This is a genomic window from Paenibacillus melissococcoides (genome assembly GCA_944800085.1).
Taxonomy (GTDB): domain Bacteria; phylum Bacillota; class Bacilli; order Paenibacillales; family Paenibacillaceae; genus Paenibacillus_B; species Paenibacillus_B melissococcoides.
On record CALYLO010000002.1, the window covers coordinates 588,782 to 606,834 of the forward strand.

Sequence of the window (18,053 nt, forward strand, 5' to 3'; positions counted from 1 at the left end):
GAATCGGGTAATAAGGCAGGCTGATGCGGTGCAGAAGAAGACCCCGCGGGCTTGCTTCCTGAACCAACAACGACGCGAATGACGGGCACAGGATGAAAAGGAGGATGTTTTCACAAGGGGAATTTGCGATTGAATAGCGGTTTTTGTGATTTTCACCAATTTTGCAAATGTTCACTTCTTCAGATCTTTCATTTTTTTCTTAATGTGGATCTTATGTGGAATTTAAGGGATCGAAACAAAAAAGAAGAGATGATAAGTCGAAAAAAGACAAACGTTTGCATAAAAGCATGACTTCATCGGAACCAACCAGGGAGAGGGGTATGAACATGAAGGGGAAAAAGCTTGGCAGCTTGTTCATCGTAATGGTCATGATGTTGTTGATGATGTCGGCGTGCGGACCGCGGCCGGATAGCGGGGCGCCTGCGACAGAGGAGCCGGCGGCACAGGGCGAGGCCAATGAGACGGCGTCCGGCGGCGGAGCGGCTGGCGACGAGGAGCTTGTTCCTGAACCGGGAGCGAAGCTGGTCATCTGGGAAGGACCGGAGCAGAAGGAGTTCCTGGAGGCGATGGCCCAAGAGTTCACGGCGAAGTACGACATTCCGGTCGAGATCCAGGAGATCGGATCCGGCGAGCAGATGGCGAAGGTGAAGACAGACGGCCCGGCCGGGCTCGGAGCCGATATTATGGTGTTGCCGCATGATCACTTGGGAGAGGCGGTAGCTGCGGGACTCGTCATGCCGAATGATTTCTATGCGGAAGACACGATGAACAACTTCGCGCCGGCTGCGGTGGAAGCGGTGTCATTGGACGGCATCATCTACGGCTATCCGCGCAATATGGAGACATACTTGCTGTACTACAACAAAGACTTGGTGAAGGAAGAGGATCTGGCCTCGTGGGACCGCATCATCGCCTTTGCGAAAAAATACAACGATGCGAAGAACAATAAATTCGGGTTTTTGTATGAAGTCAATAACTTCTACTACAACTATGCCTTTATGGCCGGCAACGGCGCTTATGTCTTCGGCAAAAAGGGCACCGACCCGGCCGATATCGGTCTGGCTGCGCCGGAAGCGGTAGAAGCGTTCCAATTCTTCCAGAGCTTGCGCGAAGCGATTCCGATCAAGGCGGCAGACGCGAGCGGAGACGTCAAAACAAGTCTGTTCCAGACCGGCAAGCTGCCGATCAACATGGACGGCATCTGGCAGTTGGGCAACTTCACGAAGGAGAAGCTCGGCTTCGAGGTCGGCGCGGTGCCGCTGCCGCCGATGCCGAACGGCAAGGCGCCGAAGCCGTTCCTCGGGGTCAAGGCTTACTTCGTGAGCACTTTCTCCCAGTATCCGAATGCGGCGAAGCTGTTCATCCATCATGTGACCTCTCAGGAAGCGATGGTGAAGAACTACGAGCTGTCAGGCATCATTCCGGCGCGCAACGGCATGGAGAACGAGCCGGCCATCCAGGCGAATCCGAATGCGCTGGCGTTCCTGGAGCAGTTCAAAAACGTAGAGGCGATGCCGTACATTATTGAAATGCGCTCCGTCTGGGGACCGCTGACCGCCACGCTGGAGCCGATCTGGGACGGCGGCAATGTAGAGGCGATTCTGAAAAAAGCGGTGGAGGACGTCAAGACCGCGATTGCCCAACAGGGCTGATAAGATCGATCATCACTTCGAGCGCCGTCACCTTCCCCTTTGCGGGCAGGTGACGGTCTCATTCATCGGGGGGATTGACTCATGAACAGACACCGCGGCATCGCCGCCGTGCTATCCGCCGTTATTATGGGCGCTGGTCAGATCTACAATCGGCAGTTGGGCAAAGGCCTCGTTCTGTTGGCCATGTACGCAGGAGGCCTCTATTTTGCCTTCATGAATCTCGGGCATGCGTTATGGGGACTGGCAACGCTCGGGGAGCGGAAGCAGGAGCTGAAGCTGGTCGGCAAGGTGTATCAACGGGTTGCCGGCGATCACTCCATCTTTCTGCTGATTGAGGGGCTCATTATCGTATTTGTCGTCATCGTCTTCATCATGCTCTATATTTACAATATTCGGGATGCCTACCGGAACGGGGCGCTGCGGGAAGCTGGCGGACAGCCGCATACGTTCGTGCAATCGTTGAAGCATGTGTTTGAGAAAAATTTCGCGCAGCTCATTCTGTTTCCGCCGCTCTTGTTCGTGTTTTTCTTCAGCGTGCTGCCGCTCATATTCAATATCTTGATTGCCTTCACGAACTACTCTTCGCCGAAAAATCTTCCGCCCGCCAATCTGGTGGATTGGGTCGGATTATCGACCTTCAAAGATTTGTTCGCGCTCAGCGCCTGGGCCAAAACGTTCTACGGCGTCTTCTCCTGGACGGTCGTATGGGCCATCCTGTCCACCGTGACGACATTCTTCGGCGGCTTCGCGGTCGCCTTGCTCGTGCAGCAGCCGATTACGCGCTTCAAGGCGATGTGGCGCACGCTCTATATGCTGCCGTTCGCGATTCCAGGCTTCGTCTCCCTGCTCATCATGCGCAATATGTTCAACGCGCAGTTCGGGCCGGTGAACCAGTATTTGCGCTGGCTCGGGCTGGAGGGACCGAATTGGCTCTCTGATCCGGTCTGGGCGAAGGCGACGATTCTGCTCGTCAATCTATGGCTCGGGTTCCCGGTGTCCATGCTGCTCATCATCGGGATATTGGCGACGATTCCGCGCGATCTGTACGAGGCGGCCGAAGTCGACGGGGCATCGCCGTTCCAGAAGTTCCGCAAGATTACGTTCCCGAGCGTCATGTTCTCGCTTGCGCCGATTCTGATCGGCCAGTTCGCCGGGAACTTCAACAACTTCAATGTCATTTATTTGATGACGAACGGGCGGCCGGCCAATAGCGACTACCAATTTGCCGGCGAGACGGATATTTTGATTACGTGGCTGTACAATTTGTCGATTAACAACGGCAAGTACAATTTCGCCGCGGTCGTCAGCATTATCATCTTTGCCATTCTCGCTACGATCTCATTGTGGAATTTTCGGCGCACGCGCTCGTTCCAGGAGGAGGATGTTTACCGATGAACCGATGGAGAAAAAAGACCTGGTCCGTTATTACCCATATCCTGCTCGTGCTCATCGCCCTGTTTGCCCTGTATCCGGCGATCTGGGTGATTCTGTCCTCCTTCCGGCCGGGGACATCCCTGTTCAGCGAGTCGCTGATCCCGGATCGGTTCACGCTCGAGCATTACCGTCAGCTGTTCATTAAGTTCCCGTTCGCCGACTGGTACGTGAACACGCTGAAAATCGCCGTCGTCTCGATGGTATTCAGCACCTTGTTCGTCCTGCTGACGGGTTATGCCTTCTCGCGCTTCCGCTTCTACGGACGCAAAGGAATCATGAGCTTTCTGTTCATACTCGGCATGTTCCCTTCCTTCATGAGCATGATTGCCGTGTACATTTTGCTGTTGAACATGAACCTGCTGAACAAGCATTCGGCCTTGATGCTCGTCTACTCTGCGGGCGCGGCGATGGGGTATTTGCTGGTCAAAGGCTACTTCGACACGATTCCAAAAAGCTTGGAAGAAGCGGCGCGGATCGATGGCGCCAACCATCTTACCGTGTTCTTCCGCATCTTCCTGCCGCTGTCCCGCCCGCTGATCGTCTTCCTCAGCGTGACCTCGTTCGCCGGCGCGTTCAATGACTTCATCTTCGCGCAGATGGTGCTGCGCACGAAGGAGAAGCAGACGCTGGCGGTCGGGCTCTACAGCATGGTCAGCGATCAGTTCGCGACGCAGTTCACCGTCTTCGCCGCGGGCTGCGTGCTCGTCGCGCTGCCGATCACGATTCTGTTCATGTCGATGCAGCGCTTCCTGGTCGAAGGTCTGACGGCGGGAGCGGATAAGGGATGAAGACAGGGAACCGACCATGCGGGCATCGACAGCGAACGTCCGCCTTCGTCCGGCGGATGCTCGGCGCCTTGGCTGCAATCTGCCTGGTAGCGGTGCTGGCCGCCGGGTGCACGTCCACGGAGCCGGAACGCGTTCCGCCGGCTGACAGCGCGCCGGGCCAGCCGGGGGATAGCGCAGCAGGCACGGCCGCCTTCGCCCTGGATCGCGCTCAGCCGGCGATGGGACAGAGCCGGGGCGTCTATTACGAAATCTTCGTCCGCTCCTTCCATGACTCCGATGGCGACGGCATCGGCGATCTGCGCGGTGTCATCGAACGGCTCGATTATTTGCAGGATCTCGGCATTAAGGGCATCTGGCTCATGCCGATCCATCCGTCACCGAGCTATCACGGATATGATGTGACCGACTACTATGAGGTGAATCCGGATTACGGAACGCTGGATGATTTCCGGGCGCTGACGGAAGCGGCGCATGAGCGCGGCATCGAAGTGATTATCGACCTGGTCCTCAACCATTCGAGCAGCGATCACCCGTGGTTCAAGTCCGCACTGGAGGACAAGAAAAGCCCGTACCGGGAATGGTATACTTTTGCAGACGGCACCCGCCCGGAGGAATCCCAATTGGGGGCCTGGGGGCAGCAGGCATGGCACGGAACGGGCGATAACAAATATGTGGGGATTTTCTGGGAAGGAATGCCGGATCTGAATCTGGATCATCCCGATGTTCGCGCCGAGATGATCAAGATCGGACAATTCTGGCTGAAGCAGGGCGCGGACGGGTTCCGGCTTGATGCGGCGAAGCATATCTATGAAGACTTCCAATCATCGGTTACCAATCCCGATGTGGTGAAGAAGAACCAGGCCTGGTGGCAGGAATTCCGCCGCGGTCTCGACGAAGTCGACCCCGAAGCGTACCTGATCGGGGAGATATGGGATGCCGCGAGCGTCGTCGGGCCGTATCTGGATCGCGCGCTCGATTCGGGCTTCAACTTCGATCTGGCGAAGATGCTGGTCAACGCCGCCAAGCTGGAGCGCGCCTCCACGATTCCGTCGGTGCTGAGCAAGACGTATTCCTTCTTCAGCAAGCAATCGGACGGCGCTTTTGTCGATGCCCCGTTCCTGACCAATCACGATCAGAACCGGGTCATGAGCGAACTGGATGGCCATGGGGAACGGGCGAAGATGGCGGCCTCGCTCTTGTTGACGATGCCGGGCAATCCGTTTATTTATTATGGAGAAGAGATCGGGATGCGCGGGGTGAAGCCCGATGAGCGGATTCGCGAGCCGATGCTCTGGTCCTCCGGCAGCAAGGCGGAGGGGCAGACCCGATGGCAGCCGGCGAAGCATGCGGACGGCGTCGCGCCGGTCGAGGAGCAGTTGAAGGATCCGGACTCGCTGCTTCGTCATTACCAGACGATGATTGCGTGGCGCAACGAGGAACTGCTGCTGGCCGATGGCGCGATCCTGCCGTATGCGGGCGTGCCGAATGAAGTGCTGGCCTTCATTCGCTTGAATGAGGACAATCAGGTGCTCGTCCTTCATAACTTGTCCGCCCGCGAACAGAGCGTCGACGTCAGCGCTCGCCCGGATCTGCCGTTTCGGGAGATCGCCCGCTCGACGAAGGAGGAGGCGGCGCTGCGCGACGGCGTCGTGACGGTGCCCCCGTACAGCTCCTTGCTGTTGAAATAAAGCGGAACAAAGCGGACTTTTCGAAGATCTTCTATCATACCAAGAAGGGAATGGAAGGATTGTGGATGCAAGACGAAGGAGGAAGCTGTTATGTCCGTAACGATCATCGATGTCGCCAAGCAAGCGGGAGTCTCTCCTTCGACGGTATCGCGAGTATTATCCAACCACCCTCGGATCAGTGCCAAGACCGCGCAGCGGGTTCGCGAAGTGATGGCCGATCTCGGCTATCATCCGAACGTGATAGCGAAGAGCCTGGTCTCCAAAGTGAGCAACACGATCGCCGTGCTGCTTCACCGCCCGGCGGAGGAATTATTTCTGAACCTGTTCTTCTCCGAAGTGATGCGCGGCTTGGTCACGCAAGCGAGCCGCCCGGGCTTCGATCTGCTGATGACGACGGGCTCGACGGAGCAGGAGGAGCTTGAGGCCGTTACCCGGCTGGTCAAGGGCAAGCGGGTCGACGGGGTCATCCTGCTCTACTCCCGCCGCAAGGACCCGATCGTGTCGTTCCTGAAGGAGCAGCAATTTCCGTTCGTGCTCATCGGGCGCAGCGAGGAGCACCCGGATATTTTATCCGTCAATAATGATAATGTGCAGGCTGCCTATGACGCGACCTGCCATCTGATCGATCAGGGGCACCGCCGCATCGGCTTCGTAAGCGGTCCTTCGAATCTCATGATTTCGAAGGATCGAATGGAAGGGTATCGGTTCGCGCTCAGGGAGGCGGGCATTGAAGGCCGGCCGGAATGGATTGTGGAAGGCGAGTTCCTGCAGGAGAGCGGCTACCGGGCGATGTCGTTCTTTATGAGCCTGCCGGAGCGCCCGACCGCGCTGGTCGCTATCGACGACGCGGTCGCCTTCGGCGTGCTGCGGGGCTTGGTCGAGCTCGGCTACCGGGTGCCTCACGATCTGAGCCTCGTCAGCTTCAACAATGTCCCGCTGTCCGAGCTGGCGACGCCGCCGATTACCTCGGTCGATATCGGCATCTATCAACTGGGCTATACCGCATCCCAGACCTTGATCCGGTCGATCAAGGGCGAGCCGATGCAGAATCGGCTCATCATTCCTCATCGGCTGATTGTACGCGAATCTTCTTTGCGGATGATCAAGGAATGAGATCCGTTCCAGGCCCGAGCTCGACGATGACCACATGAAAACGTGCATGGAAGGCTGACATCGGCGTATTGCCGGCGTCGGCTTTTTTGCATTGAAGACGGACCAATTCAGACCGGGCCGGATGAATAGGATGATTGACAACGATGCATAGTATTTGCAGGTGATCATGAATGTGGAATGTAATCGTGTCCTATTTTCCAAAATGGGACGTATGGCTGCAGGCGGTTATGGGGCTGTGCGTACCCTATGGAGTCTCTTTGGCCCTAAGCAAGAACAAGCAGCCGAATCAGGAAAAATCCGCACAGGAGGGCGGAGTAGTTGCCCAGCCTTCCGATTTTACAGGAAATCTGCAGGCCGATATAACGCTGATTCAGAATAAGTTTAATCACCAGAGCGATGTATCCTTGCGCACGTTTTGTCTGGGGAAGACGAGTCAGCAGGCAGCCGTTTTTTTCATAAGCAGCATTTCCGATAAGAAATTGATTGAAACTCACATATTGAAATCGCTCATGGGAGAATTGCCACAGATAGAGGGGGGAGCGGACGCTGCAAAACCGCCGTACTCCAAGCCATTTATTCTACAACATGCGTTGACGGTCAGTAAGGTGAAGGAAGCGGACACATTGGGTGAGGTTGCTTCCGAACTGATGCTGGGCAATACCGTGCTGCTGATTGATCAGTGTCCGGGAGCCCTCATTCTCTCGACGAGAAAAGAAATAACGCGAAACATACAGGAACCGCCGTCGGAAGCATTGGTGCGGGGACCGCGCCTTGGCTTCAATGAAAGCATTGATGAAAATACCGCTTTGCTGCGGCAGCATGGAAAAAATGAAAATCTGGTCATCGCTCGGATAAGTGTCGGCAAGCGGGTAAAAAGAGAACTGCTGCTCACCTATATTGCCGATATTGCCAATCCAAGTCTCGTCCGTGAGGTTCAGGCCAGAATCGGCCGCTTGAATCTGGACGATATTCTTGAAAGCGGTTATATTGAGCAGCTCATGGAGGACAACTTCCTGTCCCCGTTCCCGCAAGTGCAGAGCACGGAGCGGGTCGACCGCGTGCTCGGCGCCTTATTGGAAGGGCGGGTGGCGCTCATCATGGATGGAACTCCGTTCGCCCTGATCGTTCCGGTTACCTTCAACATGCTGCTTCAGAGCCCGGAGGATTATTACGATCGTTGGATTCCAGGGACGCTGCTCCGAATCCTTCGCTACTTCGCCGCATTTATCTCACTGTTCGGTCCATCGTTGTACATTTCGTTCATTTCTTTCCACCAAGGTTTGATTCCGACCAAGTTAGCGCTCTCCATCGCCCAATCACGGGCTGGGGTGCCGTTTCCTTCACTGATAGAGGTGTTGATTATGGAAGTGTCTCTGGAAATATTGCGGGAAGCGGGTCTCCGTCTGCCGAAGCCAATCGGCCAGACGATCGGCATCGTCGGCGGTCTGGTCATTGGCGAAGCGGCCGTCCAAGCCGGCATCGTCAGCCCGATCATGATTATCGTCGTGGCCATTACCGCGATATCTTCCTTCGCGATTCCGCAATATAACGCCGGCATCGCGTTGAGGATGCTCCGCTTCGCTGCCATGATCTTTGCCGCCATATTCGGTCTGTACGGCCTCGTGCTGTTCTTCCTGGCAATCTGCAGCCATCTGGCGAAGCTGAAGAGCTTCGGAACTCCTTACCTCAGTCCGGCGGCCCCATATCGGTTCCGGGATTGGAAGGACTTTTTGGTGCGGGGGCCGCTTAGACGGATGAACCGCCGGCCGAAGATGTTGAACGTCCAGAATCAGATACGCCACAAGCAGCAGGAGGAATGAAGAGTCGTGAAGATGGAACCGGTTCAGGGTATTACGATGCAGCGAGCGGCTGTGTTCGTAGTCAATTACATTCTTGGAGTCGGTATATTGACGCTGCCCCGGACGGCGGCTCAGAAGGTGCAGACGCCGGATATTTGGCTCTCCGTCATCATTGGCGGCTTGTTGGCGATGATAGCCGGAGTTATTCTTGTCAAGCTGGGACAGCAGTTCCCGGGAAAGACCTTCTATGAGTACTGCGAACTGATTGTCGGCAGATGGCTAAGTTATGCAGTTAATATTTTTATCGTTGGATACTTCATAGCCATGTCCGGGCATGTCGTCCGTGCGTTGGCGGAAGTAACGACCTTGTTTCTGCTCGAAGGAACTCCGCATTGGGCGATTATGCTGTCCTTCTTGTGGGTCGGACTATACCTGGTACTGGGGGGCCTGAACGCCATAGCCCGCTTGTTTGAGTTGATTTTCCCCATTACAGTCATTATTTTCGTGCTGATCGCCGTCATGAGCCTAAAAATATTCGATCTTAATAACTTGCGTCCCGTGCTGGGACTTGGCATCATGCCTGTGCTGAACGGCGTAAAGGCGACGGTGTTCTCGTTTACCGGATTTGAAATCATGATCATTCTGCAGGCTTATATGCACCGTTCGAAGTCCGCGACCAAAGCGGTGCTGCTCGGGTTGGCCATTCCACTCTTCTTCTATGTCACGACCGTCGTCATGGTGATTGGGGCTATGTCGGTGGAAAGCGTCATTAGCCGTGCCTGTGCGACAATTGGTTTAATCCGGAGCTTTGAATTCCCAGGCATTTTTTTCGAGCGTTATGATTCGCTGCTGCTTGTTATCTGGATTATGCAGATTTTTGCAACGTATGTCATTACGCACTATGCGGCCGCCCATGGGCTGGCGAGTATGATGAAAAAAGATATTCGTCAGTTTCTGTATTTGCTGCTCCCCCTCGTATTCATTATCGCTATGCTGCCGAAGGATATTAATGAGTTGTTCCGGTTCGCAGACCAAATCGGCAATGCCGGAATGGTATTGTTCGGCGTGCTGCCTGCCGTCCTGCTTGGAATCGCAAAGCTGCGGGGTGGAAAAAAGTGAGTGAAAAACAGGATAAACGGTATATTGGGAAGCTGCCGTTGATATGTGCGATGGTGGCGCTGCTTGTTCTGGTGACAGGCTGCTGGAGCGCCAGGGAGATCGAGGAGCTGGGCATAGCGATAGGCACGGCGGTGGATTTTGCCGGAGAGACGAAGCTGCAACAGGAGCTTGAAGAAGCAGGGGGCGATTATCCGAAAAAAAATGTGCTGACGATGACTTATCAGGTCGTCGATTCCGGATACAAGATAAGCACAGGGAAAGGGGGCTCCGGGAATAAGGAAAATTACCGCAACCTTTCCGTGACGGGTGATTCCATTTATGAGATGACGCGGGAAATTTCATTGAAGTGGGCCCGTCCCATATTCGGGCAGCATCATAAGGTCATCGTACTTAGCGACAAGCTGGTGCGTACATACGGCCTGCGACAACTGCTGGATTTCTTCGTGCGGGAACAGGAGTTCCGGCCGAGCTGTCCTGTGTTGATTAGCAAGGGAGAGGCACGCAAGACGCTAGAGCTGGCAGACAAGTCTGAATTTCCGGCCATGAAGTTGATTGGCATCATTGACAACCAGTACCGAAGCAGCCGGCTGCTGCCGAAGATGTCGTTGACGAAAGCACTGTCAGCGATTTATGCTTCATCCAGCTTCCTGCTGCAGAACGTAATTACAACAGAAGGGCAAGTGAAGCTGGCCGGCGCTGCGGTCATCTATGGCAAGACAGGGAAGTTGATCGGATTTCTCGATGAGGAGGACCTTGAGGCTGTCACCTGGTTGACTGCAAAAGCAATAGGCGGCATTGTGAAGTCCTATGATGAGCGGACTGGGAATGTCATCGCTTATGAAATTACCTCAGTCAAAAATAATATTCGTTCCCGCCTGAATAGGGGCAAGTTCTCGTTCGATATCCAGATTGTGTCGGATGGACGGCTTGGGGAGCAATGGACTACGGAAGGCAATGATTTCGACCCCCGCTTTATCCGGGAGGTCGAGGCGGCCGCAGCCAAGCAGGTGGAGGCCCGAATCTCCGGCATGCTGCAGAAGGTGCAGAAGGAATACCGTGCCGATGTTCTCGGCTTGGGCGATCATGTCCGCATCCATTACCCGCGCCAGTGGGCGCGCATCAAGAAGAATTGGGACGATATCTTCGCAGACGCCACGATCCGTTATAGCGTCAAGCTCAACGTGAAGGAGTTCGGCACGACGAGTGCCCAGACGAGATAACGGCGGCGGAAGAGGGCGGATCGGGATGTTCCCGCGCCCTCTTTTTTGGCGTAGCCTCCGACTGTGGCCAGCTCCCTCTCGCTGGTTCAGGGAGGACTCCATTGCGGCCTGCAGGCCGTTTTTTGCTCTCTTTTCTTCTATCTTTCGTTGATTTTGTGTAAACTGAAAGGATACAGAATGCGGCCTTCTCCTTGAGAAGCCGTGAAAGTGGAGGTACGTGCGCTTGTCACAACTGGGATTATCCGTCAAGACATTCAACCGTGTAACCGAGCAGATGAAGCGCCGTTTTCGCTACGCGACTTTGGAACAGGGCTGGCGCTATTACCGCAAGCAAGCCGTGCTGGATTTGGCGGCGGAGGAGCAGGCCGGCGGCGAGGAAAAGCCGGATCAGTGCATAGCGGCCGAGGTGTATGAGACGAAGCGCTACCGCGTCCGGTTCAACTGCACCGCCGTCAAGCGGAGCCAGTGCACCTGTTCGGAGGAGGGCGGCTGCAAGCATATGGCCGCCGTCTATTTTCAGCTGTGTGACGAGCTGGGGAAGAAGCCGGAATTGTATCTGGCGGAATTCCGTCAGGTCTATATCGAAGAGGAACGCCAACGCATGGTGCTGCGCAAGCGCGCGGAGCATAAGGCGGAGCTCGAGCGGCGCAAGAAGGCTTGGCAGATGAGTCTGTCCCCGTCGGCCCCGGCTCAAGAATGGCATGATTTTTTTCATCGAAAATACAGCAAGCCCTTCACCGATTACCATTCTCCGGTGACCGATATCGCGGCGTGGGCTCATTATGAATTGTACCGCGAGGGAGAACGCTTTCCCGAGCAGGCCGTTCCGTTGTACCGCATGCATGTCCTGCTCTTCCTGCTGCGGCAGTTATCCATTCGTTACCAAGGCGGCTCCCGGAGCTATCCGGGGCGGGACGCTCCGGCCGCGGAGACGGTCCGGCCCTATATGGAGGAGCTGCGGCGGCTGGCGGAGTCTTACGACCCTTCCGCCATCCCTGCCGCTTATGAGCCGCATGTAGCCGCCCTGGGCGAGATCGCGGAAGCGGTGGCCTTGTCCGAGGAAGAATCGGCGGTCGACGGACTGGACGTGCTCGCCTTGCTCTGGTCGACGGTGCTGAACCGGCCGGACTGGATGGAGGAGGCGCACCGCAGGCTGGAACGGATGCTCGTTCCCGTCTCGTCGCTCCGTCCGCGGCGCCGGGACGCGATCCGGGTGGCGCTGGTTCATTTGGAGGTGCTGCTTGGACGCGAAGCCGAGGCGGTGAAGCGGCTGAGCGAGCTGACCTACCACAACGATCCCGGGCGGTACTGGGGTTATTTGCGCGAGCATGAGCGCTCCGGACGCTACGATCGGATTGTCTATTGGCTCGGCCCTCTCGCTCCGTTGATCCGCCAGTCCGGCCAGAACTCCGATTTGGAGCAATATTGGGAGTTTTGGAAGCGGGTCTATGAACGGATGCCGGACAAGGACGGCCTGGAAGCGCTCGTCCTATCTCTGCTGCCTGGCATTTCTCCGCACTTGTCTTCCTTTTTGCTGGAACAGGGACGGTATCGGGATTGGGCGGAAATTCAATTGATGCAAAGCATCTCGCCGGCAGATATCGCGGCTGGGGAACTGGAAGAGGTGGAGCGCGACGCCCCGGAGCTGCTGCTGCCGTTGTTCCACCAGGCGATTGAGCGCCATATCGAGGAACGGACGAAGGAGCATTACCGCGAGGCCGCCCGCTTGCTTCAGCGGTTGAAGCCGCTCTATGAAGCCTGCGGCTCGGCCGGGACATGGGAGCTGTTCATGGAACGGTTCGCGGCCCGTTACGCCCGCTTGCGGGCGCTGCACAAAGAGTTACGAGAAGGAGCGCTCTTGACATGAAGGAACAGGGAGCTTGGAAGGTGGAATGCCTCTCCCGCCGCCAGGGCGGATTTCTGCTCCATCACGGGGAGTTCAGACGTACCCTCCGGACGTTCAAGCATACGCTGTTCGGCTGGCACCGGCCTTCCTTTTACGGCACGATGCTGGACGAGGCGGAGGAAGGCCGCGTCTCGGGCATTGCCGTCTCTCCCGTCATGCTCCTGGAGCTGGCGGAAGAGCCGATCTCCGTCCGGTGGGCGGGGATTGCCTGGGGAGACAGCTTCCGCATCGCGGCGTCGGCCGCCCGGATCTATGCGAAAGTGCTGCGGGACGGCCGGTATCGGCCGTCATTCGACTTATGGAAGCAGGGGAAGCGCGGCTGGGATTTGCAGTTGATGATGGAGGAGCGCCTGGCTCTGGAAGCGTTGGAGCAAGAGGCGGCCGCCCTTGGGGATCCGGGCCTGGCCCGCTGGTTCGACGAGCTGATGGCTGACGCCCAGGCCCGCCGTGACGATCATCGAGGGGTCTGGCGGATGATCGCGTCCGTGAGGCCGGGCATCGAGACGCTGCGCCTTCCCGAACGGTCTGCGGCCTGGTGGGAGGAGGCCGACTGGCTGGAGGCGATCGGCTGGGTGAAGGACGAGACGCCGTTCCGCCTCATGCTGCGGCTGGACGAGCCGGAGGAGGAGCGCGCTCCGTGGCGGCTGCGCGTGCTGCTGCAAGACAAGCAGCAGCCTGCCGTGCAGTTGGCCTGCGCGTATATTCCCGAAGCCCGGGGCTACCGGGCCGCCGCCGCGGAAGGCCAATTCCCGGAAGCGTGGCAGCCCTATGTCGACAGCCGCGTGCATCATGAGACGGACAAAATCGTCCGTCTCCTTCCCTGGCTCGCCCCGGAAGTAGCGGGCGGCGGGCTGAAGACGCTGCTCACCGAGGCGGAGGCGTGGCAGTTCCTGGCGGAGGGCAGCCTTATTCTGACCGACGCGGGCATTCTGGTCGCGGTGCCGGCCTGGTGGCAGCGCGCGCGCCGCTTGCAGACGCGGCTGAAGGCGAAGCTGTCCGGGAACGGCTTCACCGGGACGTCCTATATCGGACTGGAGCAGATGATGCAGTTCGATTGGAAGCTCGCTATCGGCGACTCCCAGTTCACGGAGGAGCAATTCCGCGCCCTGCTGGAAGAAGACCGGCGGTTAATTTATCAGAATGGACAATGGGTGGCGCTGAACCCGGAGGAAGCCGCGCGGATTCGGCGCATTATGATGAAGGCCGAGCGGGACGGCTTGTCGCTGGGCGAAGTGCTGGAGCTGCAGTTGGCCGCCGAGCGGGAAGGGCTGGAAGAGGATCAGCCTCTGCAGCGGGAGGACGCGGTTCGCCTCGAGCTGGAGCTGAGCAGCTACCTCCAGACGTTCATCGACAAGCTGAAGCATCACGACTCTATTCCGCTATGCGAACCGCCTGCCGGCCTGCGCGGCGAGCTGCGCAGCTATCAGCTCCAGGGCTTCTCCTGGCTTGCCTTCATGCGGCGCTTCGGGTTGGGCGCGTGTCTCGCCGACGATATGGGGCTGGGCAAGACGATTCAATGGATTGCCTATATGCTCCGCATTCAAGAGGAGGAGCCGGAGAAGGTTCCGTCTCTGCTCATCTGCCCGACCTCGCTGATGGGGAATTGGCAGAAGGAGCTGGAGCGCTTTGCGCCAAGCTTGAAGGTGCATTTGCATTACGGGCTGGAACGGGCCAAGGGAGAAGGCTTTGCCGCTGCGGTCCGGCAGGCGGATGTTGTCATTACAACGTATACACTTGCGCTCAAGGATCGAGAGGAGCTGCGGCAGATCGTCTGGAGCTCGCTCTGTCTCGACGAAGCGCAAAATATCAAGAACCCGTATGCCAAGCAATCGGTGGCCATTCGCAAGCTGCAGGCCAGACACCGGATCGCCTTGACGGGAACGCCGATCGAGAATCATTTGACCGAGCTGTGGTCCATCTTCGATTTCTTGAACCCGGGCTATCTGGGGTCGCTTTCCCATTTCCGCCGGACCTACATTCTGCCGATCGAGCGGACTCGCGACAAGGAATGGATGCAGCTGGTGCAGCGGCTGGTGCAGCCGTTCCTGCTGCGGCGCATGAAGAGCGACCCGGACATCCAGCTCAATCTGCCGGAGAAGCACGAGGCGAAGGTGTATGTTCCGTTGACGGCGGAGCAGGCGTCCTTGTACGAGCAGACGCTGCAGGATCTGTTCGCGCCGATCGAGCGGATGGAGATGTTGGAGCGGCGCGCTCATATTCTCGCCGCCCTCACGAAGCTGAAGCAGGTGTGCAATCATCCCGCGATGCTGAGCAAGGAAGGGCCGGCCGGATGGAGGCCGGAACGCTCGGGCAAGCTGGTCCTCCTGCTGGAGATGCTGGAGGAGCTTCGCTCGGAAGGCGAACGCTGCCTCATCTTCACCCAGTATGCGGAGACGGGGCGCCTGCTGCAGGCGGTTCTGGAGCGGGAGACCGGCGAACGGGTGCCGTTCCTTCACGGCGGCGTGCCGAAGAAGGAGCGGGACCGGATGGTCGAGGAGTTCCAGGAGGCGCGGGCCCCGGGCTCCGAGCGCGCATCGGCCTTCATCCTCTCGCTGAAGGCCGGGGGCACGGGATTGAATCTGACGGCGGCGAATCATGTGTTCCACTATGATCGCTGGTGGAATCCGGCGGTCGAGAATCAGGCGTCCGACCGGGCTTACCGCATCGGCCAGACCCGCAACGTTCAGGTGCACAAGCTCATTGCGCTCGGCACGCTGGAGGAGCGGATCGATGATATGATCGAGCAGAAGCTGCAGCTGAGCGAGCAGGTGATGAGCAGCGGCGACAAATGGATTACGGAAATGTCCACGACGGAGCTGCGCGAGCTGTTCGCCCTGCGGAGTCATTGGATGGAATAAAGGAGGCGTCCCCGCTTTAGGACCGGGGGCGCCTTTTTGGCATGCTGCGAATGGCCTTGCTCTCCATACTTCATATGATGGCCATTGGGGCCAATCCTGCAATTTTACAGTAATTTATGGCCACGTCGGCCCTTTTCACGAAAATTGCTGCCGGATTGCAGGATTTCGCCCATTTTAGCGCTGCCGGAAGTGAAGCGGGGTGAAATTGATGTATTTTTGCAGGATTGCTTTTCAGGGATTTTGGTCGCCGAAAAATTATTGCACTTTTGCAGCATTGGTGGGGGCGGAACGGAGCAGGGGGCGTGATCCAAGCGTGATTGCCCGGGAAAAACGCAGACGCTTCTGTGTATGGCCGCCCATGATATAGCTGTTTGCCTTGGCGCGATAGAGCAGAGTGTTGTTTTCCTCTGTTGGTCTGCATAACTTTCCTTTTTTTACAAAACCTAAGCACAGTTCTTGTTCACGATCCCGTGCCTCCCGTTGCCGAAGCTGCCGGTGCCGTAGCTGCTGCTGCCGGAGTTGCCGCTGCCGTAGCTGCTGATCCCGGATCTGCCGATTCCGTAGATCCCGATGCCGGAGCTGTCGGTACCGAAGTTGCCGCTGCCGGATCTGCCGCTCTCGGAGTTGCCAATGCCGAAGTTGCCGCTGCCGAAGTTGCCGCTGCCGTAAGGGCCGCCGATGCAGTCGCCCAAAGGGAAGCCGGCTTGGGAACGCCCTCAAGGGACAAGCAGGAAGGGGACAAGATGAGAGGGTCGAGTAAAAGGAGGATGCAGGATGTGCAGAAGGTTCTCGCTCACGGCCGATTTGCCGGATATCATTCAGCATTTTGAGGTCGAAAAGGTCATGATTCATTATCGACACCGCTATAATATTAGCCCCACCCAGACCATTCCCGTCGTGCTGCAGCGCCATGGTATGCGGGTACTAGACGAGTACCGCTGGGGAATGGTTCCGTTCTGGGGCAAAGACTCCCTGAATGCGGACATTTATTCCGTGCAGGGCAATCCGGCCTATTGGAAGGTTGTCGAGCGCCAACGCTGTATTATTCCGTGCAGCGGCTTCTATTATTGGCGGCGGGAAGGGAAAAAAAGCTTTCCTGTCCGGTTAGTGCTCGGCGGCAAGGACGTCTTCGGCGTAGCCGGGCTGTACGAGCAGTGGAAGGATGCCAAGGGGCGGGCCCATTCCACCTGCACGCTCGTCATGACCCGTGCGAACGATCTGGTGGCGGAGTTCGACGGGCGAATGCCGGCGATTCTGGAGCGGGAGGCGATCGGCGCGTGGCTCGATCCGGCCATAACCGAGGTCGAGGCGCTGGCCCGGCTCCTGGTGCCGCATGATCCCGCGCGCATGAGATCCTATCCGGTCACCGTCCTCGTCAACAACGATGAGTATGATACATCGGATTGCATTAAGGAAGCGACCGATTTGACCTACGCCTACGTCAAGCCGTAGCATCGGACCCGGCTCCGCTTGACGGGAGGAGTACCGCCGCCTTCCGAGCCGGTACCGCTCAGCGGGAGCGGTCCGGCCGCCCTCGGCTGCTCCGTCCGGTGCTTGTTCAGGCGCGCTTCCGGATGACTCCCTATCCGATGGCATGGATATGCTATCATAGCGTCAGGAAAAAGAGCAGGAGAGGAGCGGAAGCATGGAGCGAGAAGAGGACATCAGAAGTGAGGCCGAGGCGGGGAAGAGCGGGTATACGATATTTCGCCCGCTGGAGCCGGGGGAACGGCTGCCCCGGACCGTATACCGGATGGATGCGGTGTCGCTGGCGCAGGCCTTGCTCGGCATGGTGCTCGTCCGGCGCACGGCGGCGGGCATCATTCGCAGCCGGATTGTGGAGACGGAGGCCTACGTGGGCCCCGAGGACAAGGGCTGCCATGCTTACGGCGGGCTGCGCACCGCCCGGACGGAGCCGATGTTCGCGGACGGCGGAACTTCGTATGTCTATTTTATTTATGGCATGTATCACTGCCTGAATGTGGTCGCGGAGCAGAAGGACAAGCCGGAGGCGGTCCTCATTCGGGCCGTGGCCCCCTGCACGCCCGAAGACGAAGCGAGGATGCGCTCGTTCCGCGCGATCCGCTCCCGCAAGCCGGCGGATCTGTGCAATGGCCCCGGCAAGCTCTGTATGGCGCTGGATATCGACAAGCGGTGCAATGCCGTGGATTTGACGGTCAGCGAGGAGCTGTGGCTCGAAGCGGGAGTATACCCGGGCGCGGATCGCATCGTCTCTGCCCCGCGCATCAATATTCCGTATGCGGAAGAGTTCGTAGACAAGCTGTGGCGTTTTTACATACAGGGCGATCCCTATGTCTCCGTCGTTGACAAGGAGGCCGTGCCGCTGTGGAAGGCGATGCAGGCAGAGCGGTAGAGAGCCTGCGGGGAAGAAGCCGCCCGCCGGGCAGGGGCCCGGGAACGGCGGTTTGTCCGCCGGACGAAGACGCCGGGACGTCAGAATCATATGGAATAGAAC

Annotated in this window: 13 protein-coding genes; 12 read left to right on the top strand and 1 reads right to left on the bottom strand. The window is 57.9% G+C overall.

The window, feature by feature from the left end:
• Positions 1 to 326: 326 nt before the first annotated feature.
• From OCY70_RS10895 to OCY70_RS10940, 10 genes are all read left to right on the top strand, one after another.
• Positions 327 to 1,652 (top strand): sugar ABC transporter substrate-binding protein, encoded by a 1,326-nt coding sequence (locus tag OCY70_RS10895; RefSeq protein ID WP_249724814.1) that lies wholly within the window; start codon positions 327 to 329, stop codon positions 1,650 to 1,652.
• A gap of 81 nt (positions 1,653 to 1,733) precedes the next feature.
• The gene (locus OCY70_RS10900; protein ID WP_261944846.1) at positions 1,734 to 3,047 is read left to right on the top strand and encodes a carbohydrate ABC transporter permease; all 1,314 of its coding nucleotides are present in this window, start codon (positions 1,734 to 1,736) and stop codon (positions 3,045 to 3,047) included.
• A complete protein-coding gene (locus tag OCY70_RS10905; protein WP_213427422.1) occupies positions 3,044 to 3,874 on the top strand; it encodes a sugar ABC transporter permease in 831 nt (276 codons plus the stop codon). Before OCY70_RS10900 ends, OCY70_RS10905 begins: the two co-directional genes overlap by 4 nt.
• A 56-nt stretch (positions 3,875 to 3,930) precedes the next feature.
• Positions 3,931 to 5,562 carry an alpha-amylase family glycosyl hydrolase gene (locus tag OCY70_RS10910; protein WP_213427440.1) on the top strand — a complete coding sequence of 544 codons (1,632 nt, stop codon included), beginning with the start codon at positions 3,931 to 3,933 and terminating at the stop codon, positions 5,560 to 5,562.
• Between the two features lie 90 nt (positions 5,563 to 5,652).
• Complete coding sequence (locus OCY70_RS10915) at positions 5,653 to 6,675, top strand: LacI family DNA-binding transcriptional regulator (RefSeq protein ID WP_213427421.1); 1,023 nt, start codon at positions 5,653 to 5,655, stop codon at positions 6,673 to 6,675.
• Between the two features lie 227 nt (positions 6,676 to 6,902).
• The gene (locus tag OCY70_RS10920; protein ID WP_407873323.1) at positions 6,903 to 8,495 is read left to right on the top strand and encodes a spore germination protein; all 1,593 of its coding nucleotides are present in this window, start codon (positions 6,903 to 6,905) and stop codon (positions 8,493 to 8,495) included.
• 12 nt (positions 8,496 to 8,507) lie between these two features.
• Positions 8,508 to 9,593 carry a spore germination protein gene (locus OCY70_RS10925; protein WP_261944876.1) on the top strand — a complete coding sequence of 362 codons (1,086 nt, stop codon included), beginning with the start codon at positions 8,508 to 8,510 and terminating at the stop codon, positions 9,591 to 9,593.
• Entirely contained in the window at positions 9,590 to 10,813 is a 1,224-nt protein-coding gene (locus tag OCY70_RS10930) for a Ger(x)C family spore germination protein (RefSeq protein ID WP_249724811.1), read from the top strand. The genes OCY70_RS10925 and OCY70_RS10930 overlap by 4 nt, the downstream gene beginning before the upstream one ends.
• Before the next feature lie 217 nt (positions 10,814 to 11,030).
• Positions 11,031 to 12,680: an SWIM zinc finger family protein gene (locus OCY70_RS10935; protein WP_249724808.1), complete on the top strand. Its 1,650-nt coding sequence runs from the start codon at positions 11,031 to 11,033 to the stop codon at positions 12,678 to 12,680.
• Positions 12,677 to 15,577 carry a DEAD/DEAH box helicase gene (locus OCY70_RS10940; RefSeq protein WP_261944847.1) on the top strand — a complete coding sequence of 967 codons (2,901 nt, stop codon included), beginning with the start codon at positions 12,677 to 12,679 and terminating at the stop codon, positions 15,575 to 15,577. The genes OCY70_RS10935 and OCY70_RS10940 overlap by 4 nt, the downstream gene beginning before the upstream one ends.
• Positions 15,578 to 16,020: 443 nt before the next feature.
• Here the strand turns inward: OCY70_RS10940 and OCY70_RS10945 are convergent, their stop codons facing one another.
• A complete protein-coding gene (locus OCY70_RS10945) occupies positions 16,021 to 16,269 on the bottom strand; it encodes a hypothetical protein (RefSeq protein WP_213427417.1) in 249 nt (82 codons plus the stop codon).
• An 82-nt stretch (positions 16,270 to 16,351) separates the two neighbouring features.
• On the opposite strand from OCY70_RS10945, the gene OCY70_RS10950 reads away from it, so the two are divergent.
• Together OCY70_RS10950 and OCY70_RS10955 are read left to right on the top strand one after the other, a co-directional pair.
• Positions 16,352 to 17,029: an SOS response-associated peptidase gene (locus tag OCY70_RS10950; RefSeq protein ID WP_213427416.1), complete on the top strand. Its 678-nt coding sequence runs from the start codon at positions 16,352 to 16,354 to the stop codon at positions 17,027 to 17,029.
• A gap of 193 nt (positions 17,030 to 17,222) precedes the next feature.
• The gene (locus OCY70_RS10955) at positions 17,223 to 17,951 is read left to right on the top strand and encodes a DNA-3-methyladenine glycosylase (protein WP_213427415.1); all 729 of its coding nucleotides are present in this window, start codon (positions 17,223 to 17,225) and stop codon (positions 17,949 to 17,951) included.
• Positions 17,952 to 18,053 lie beyond the last annotated feature (102 nt).

Excerpts from the sequence above, each read along its gene's own strand:
- OCY70_RS10895 (WP_249724814.1), top strand. The coding sequence starts at position 327 with ATGAAGGGGAAAAAGCTTGGCAGCTTGTTCATCGTAATGGTCATGATG.
- OCY70_RS10900 (WP_261944846.1), top strand. The coding sequence starts at position 1,734 with ATGAACAGACACCGCGGCATCGCCGCCGTGCTATCCGCCGTTATTATG.
- OCY70_RS10905 (WP_213427422.1), top strand. The coding sequence starts at position 3,044 with ATGAACCGATGGAGAAAAAAGACCTGGTCCGTTATTACCCATATCCTG.
- OCY70_RS10910 (WP_213427440.1), top strand. The coding sequence starts at position 3,931 with ATGCTCGGCGCCTTGGCTGCAATCTGCCTGGTAGCGGTGCTGGCCGCC.
- OCY70_RS10915 (WP_213427421.1), top strand. The coding sequence starts at position 5,653 with ATGTCCGTAACGATCATCGATGTCGCCAAGCAAGCGGGAGTCTCTCCT.
- OCY70_RS10920 (WP_407873323.1), top strand. The coding sequence starts at position 6,903 with ATGGGGCTGTGCGTACCCTATGGAGTCTCTTTGGCCCTAAGCAAGAAC.
- OCY70_RS10925 (WP_261944876.1), top strand. The coding sequence starts at position 8,508 with ATGGAACCGGTTCAGGGTATTACGATGCAGCGAGCGGCTGTGTTCGTA.
- OCY70_RS10940 (WP_261944847.1), top strand. The coding sequence starts at position 12,677 with ATGAAGGAACAGGGAGCTTGGAAGGTGGAATGCCTCTCCCGCCGCCAG.
- OCY70_RS10950 (WP_213427416.1), top strand. The coding sequence starts at position 16,352 with ATGTGCAGAAGGTTCTCGCTCACGGCCGATTTGCCGGATATCATTCAG.
- OCY70_RS10955 (WP_213427415.1), top strand. The coding sequence starts at position 17,223 with ATGGAGCGAGAAGAGGACATCAGAAGTGAGGCCGAGGCGGGGAAGAGC.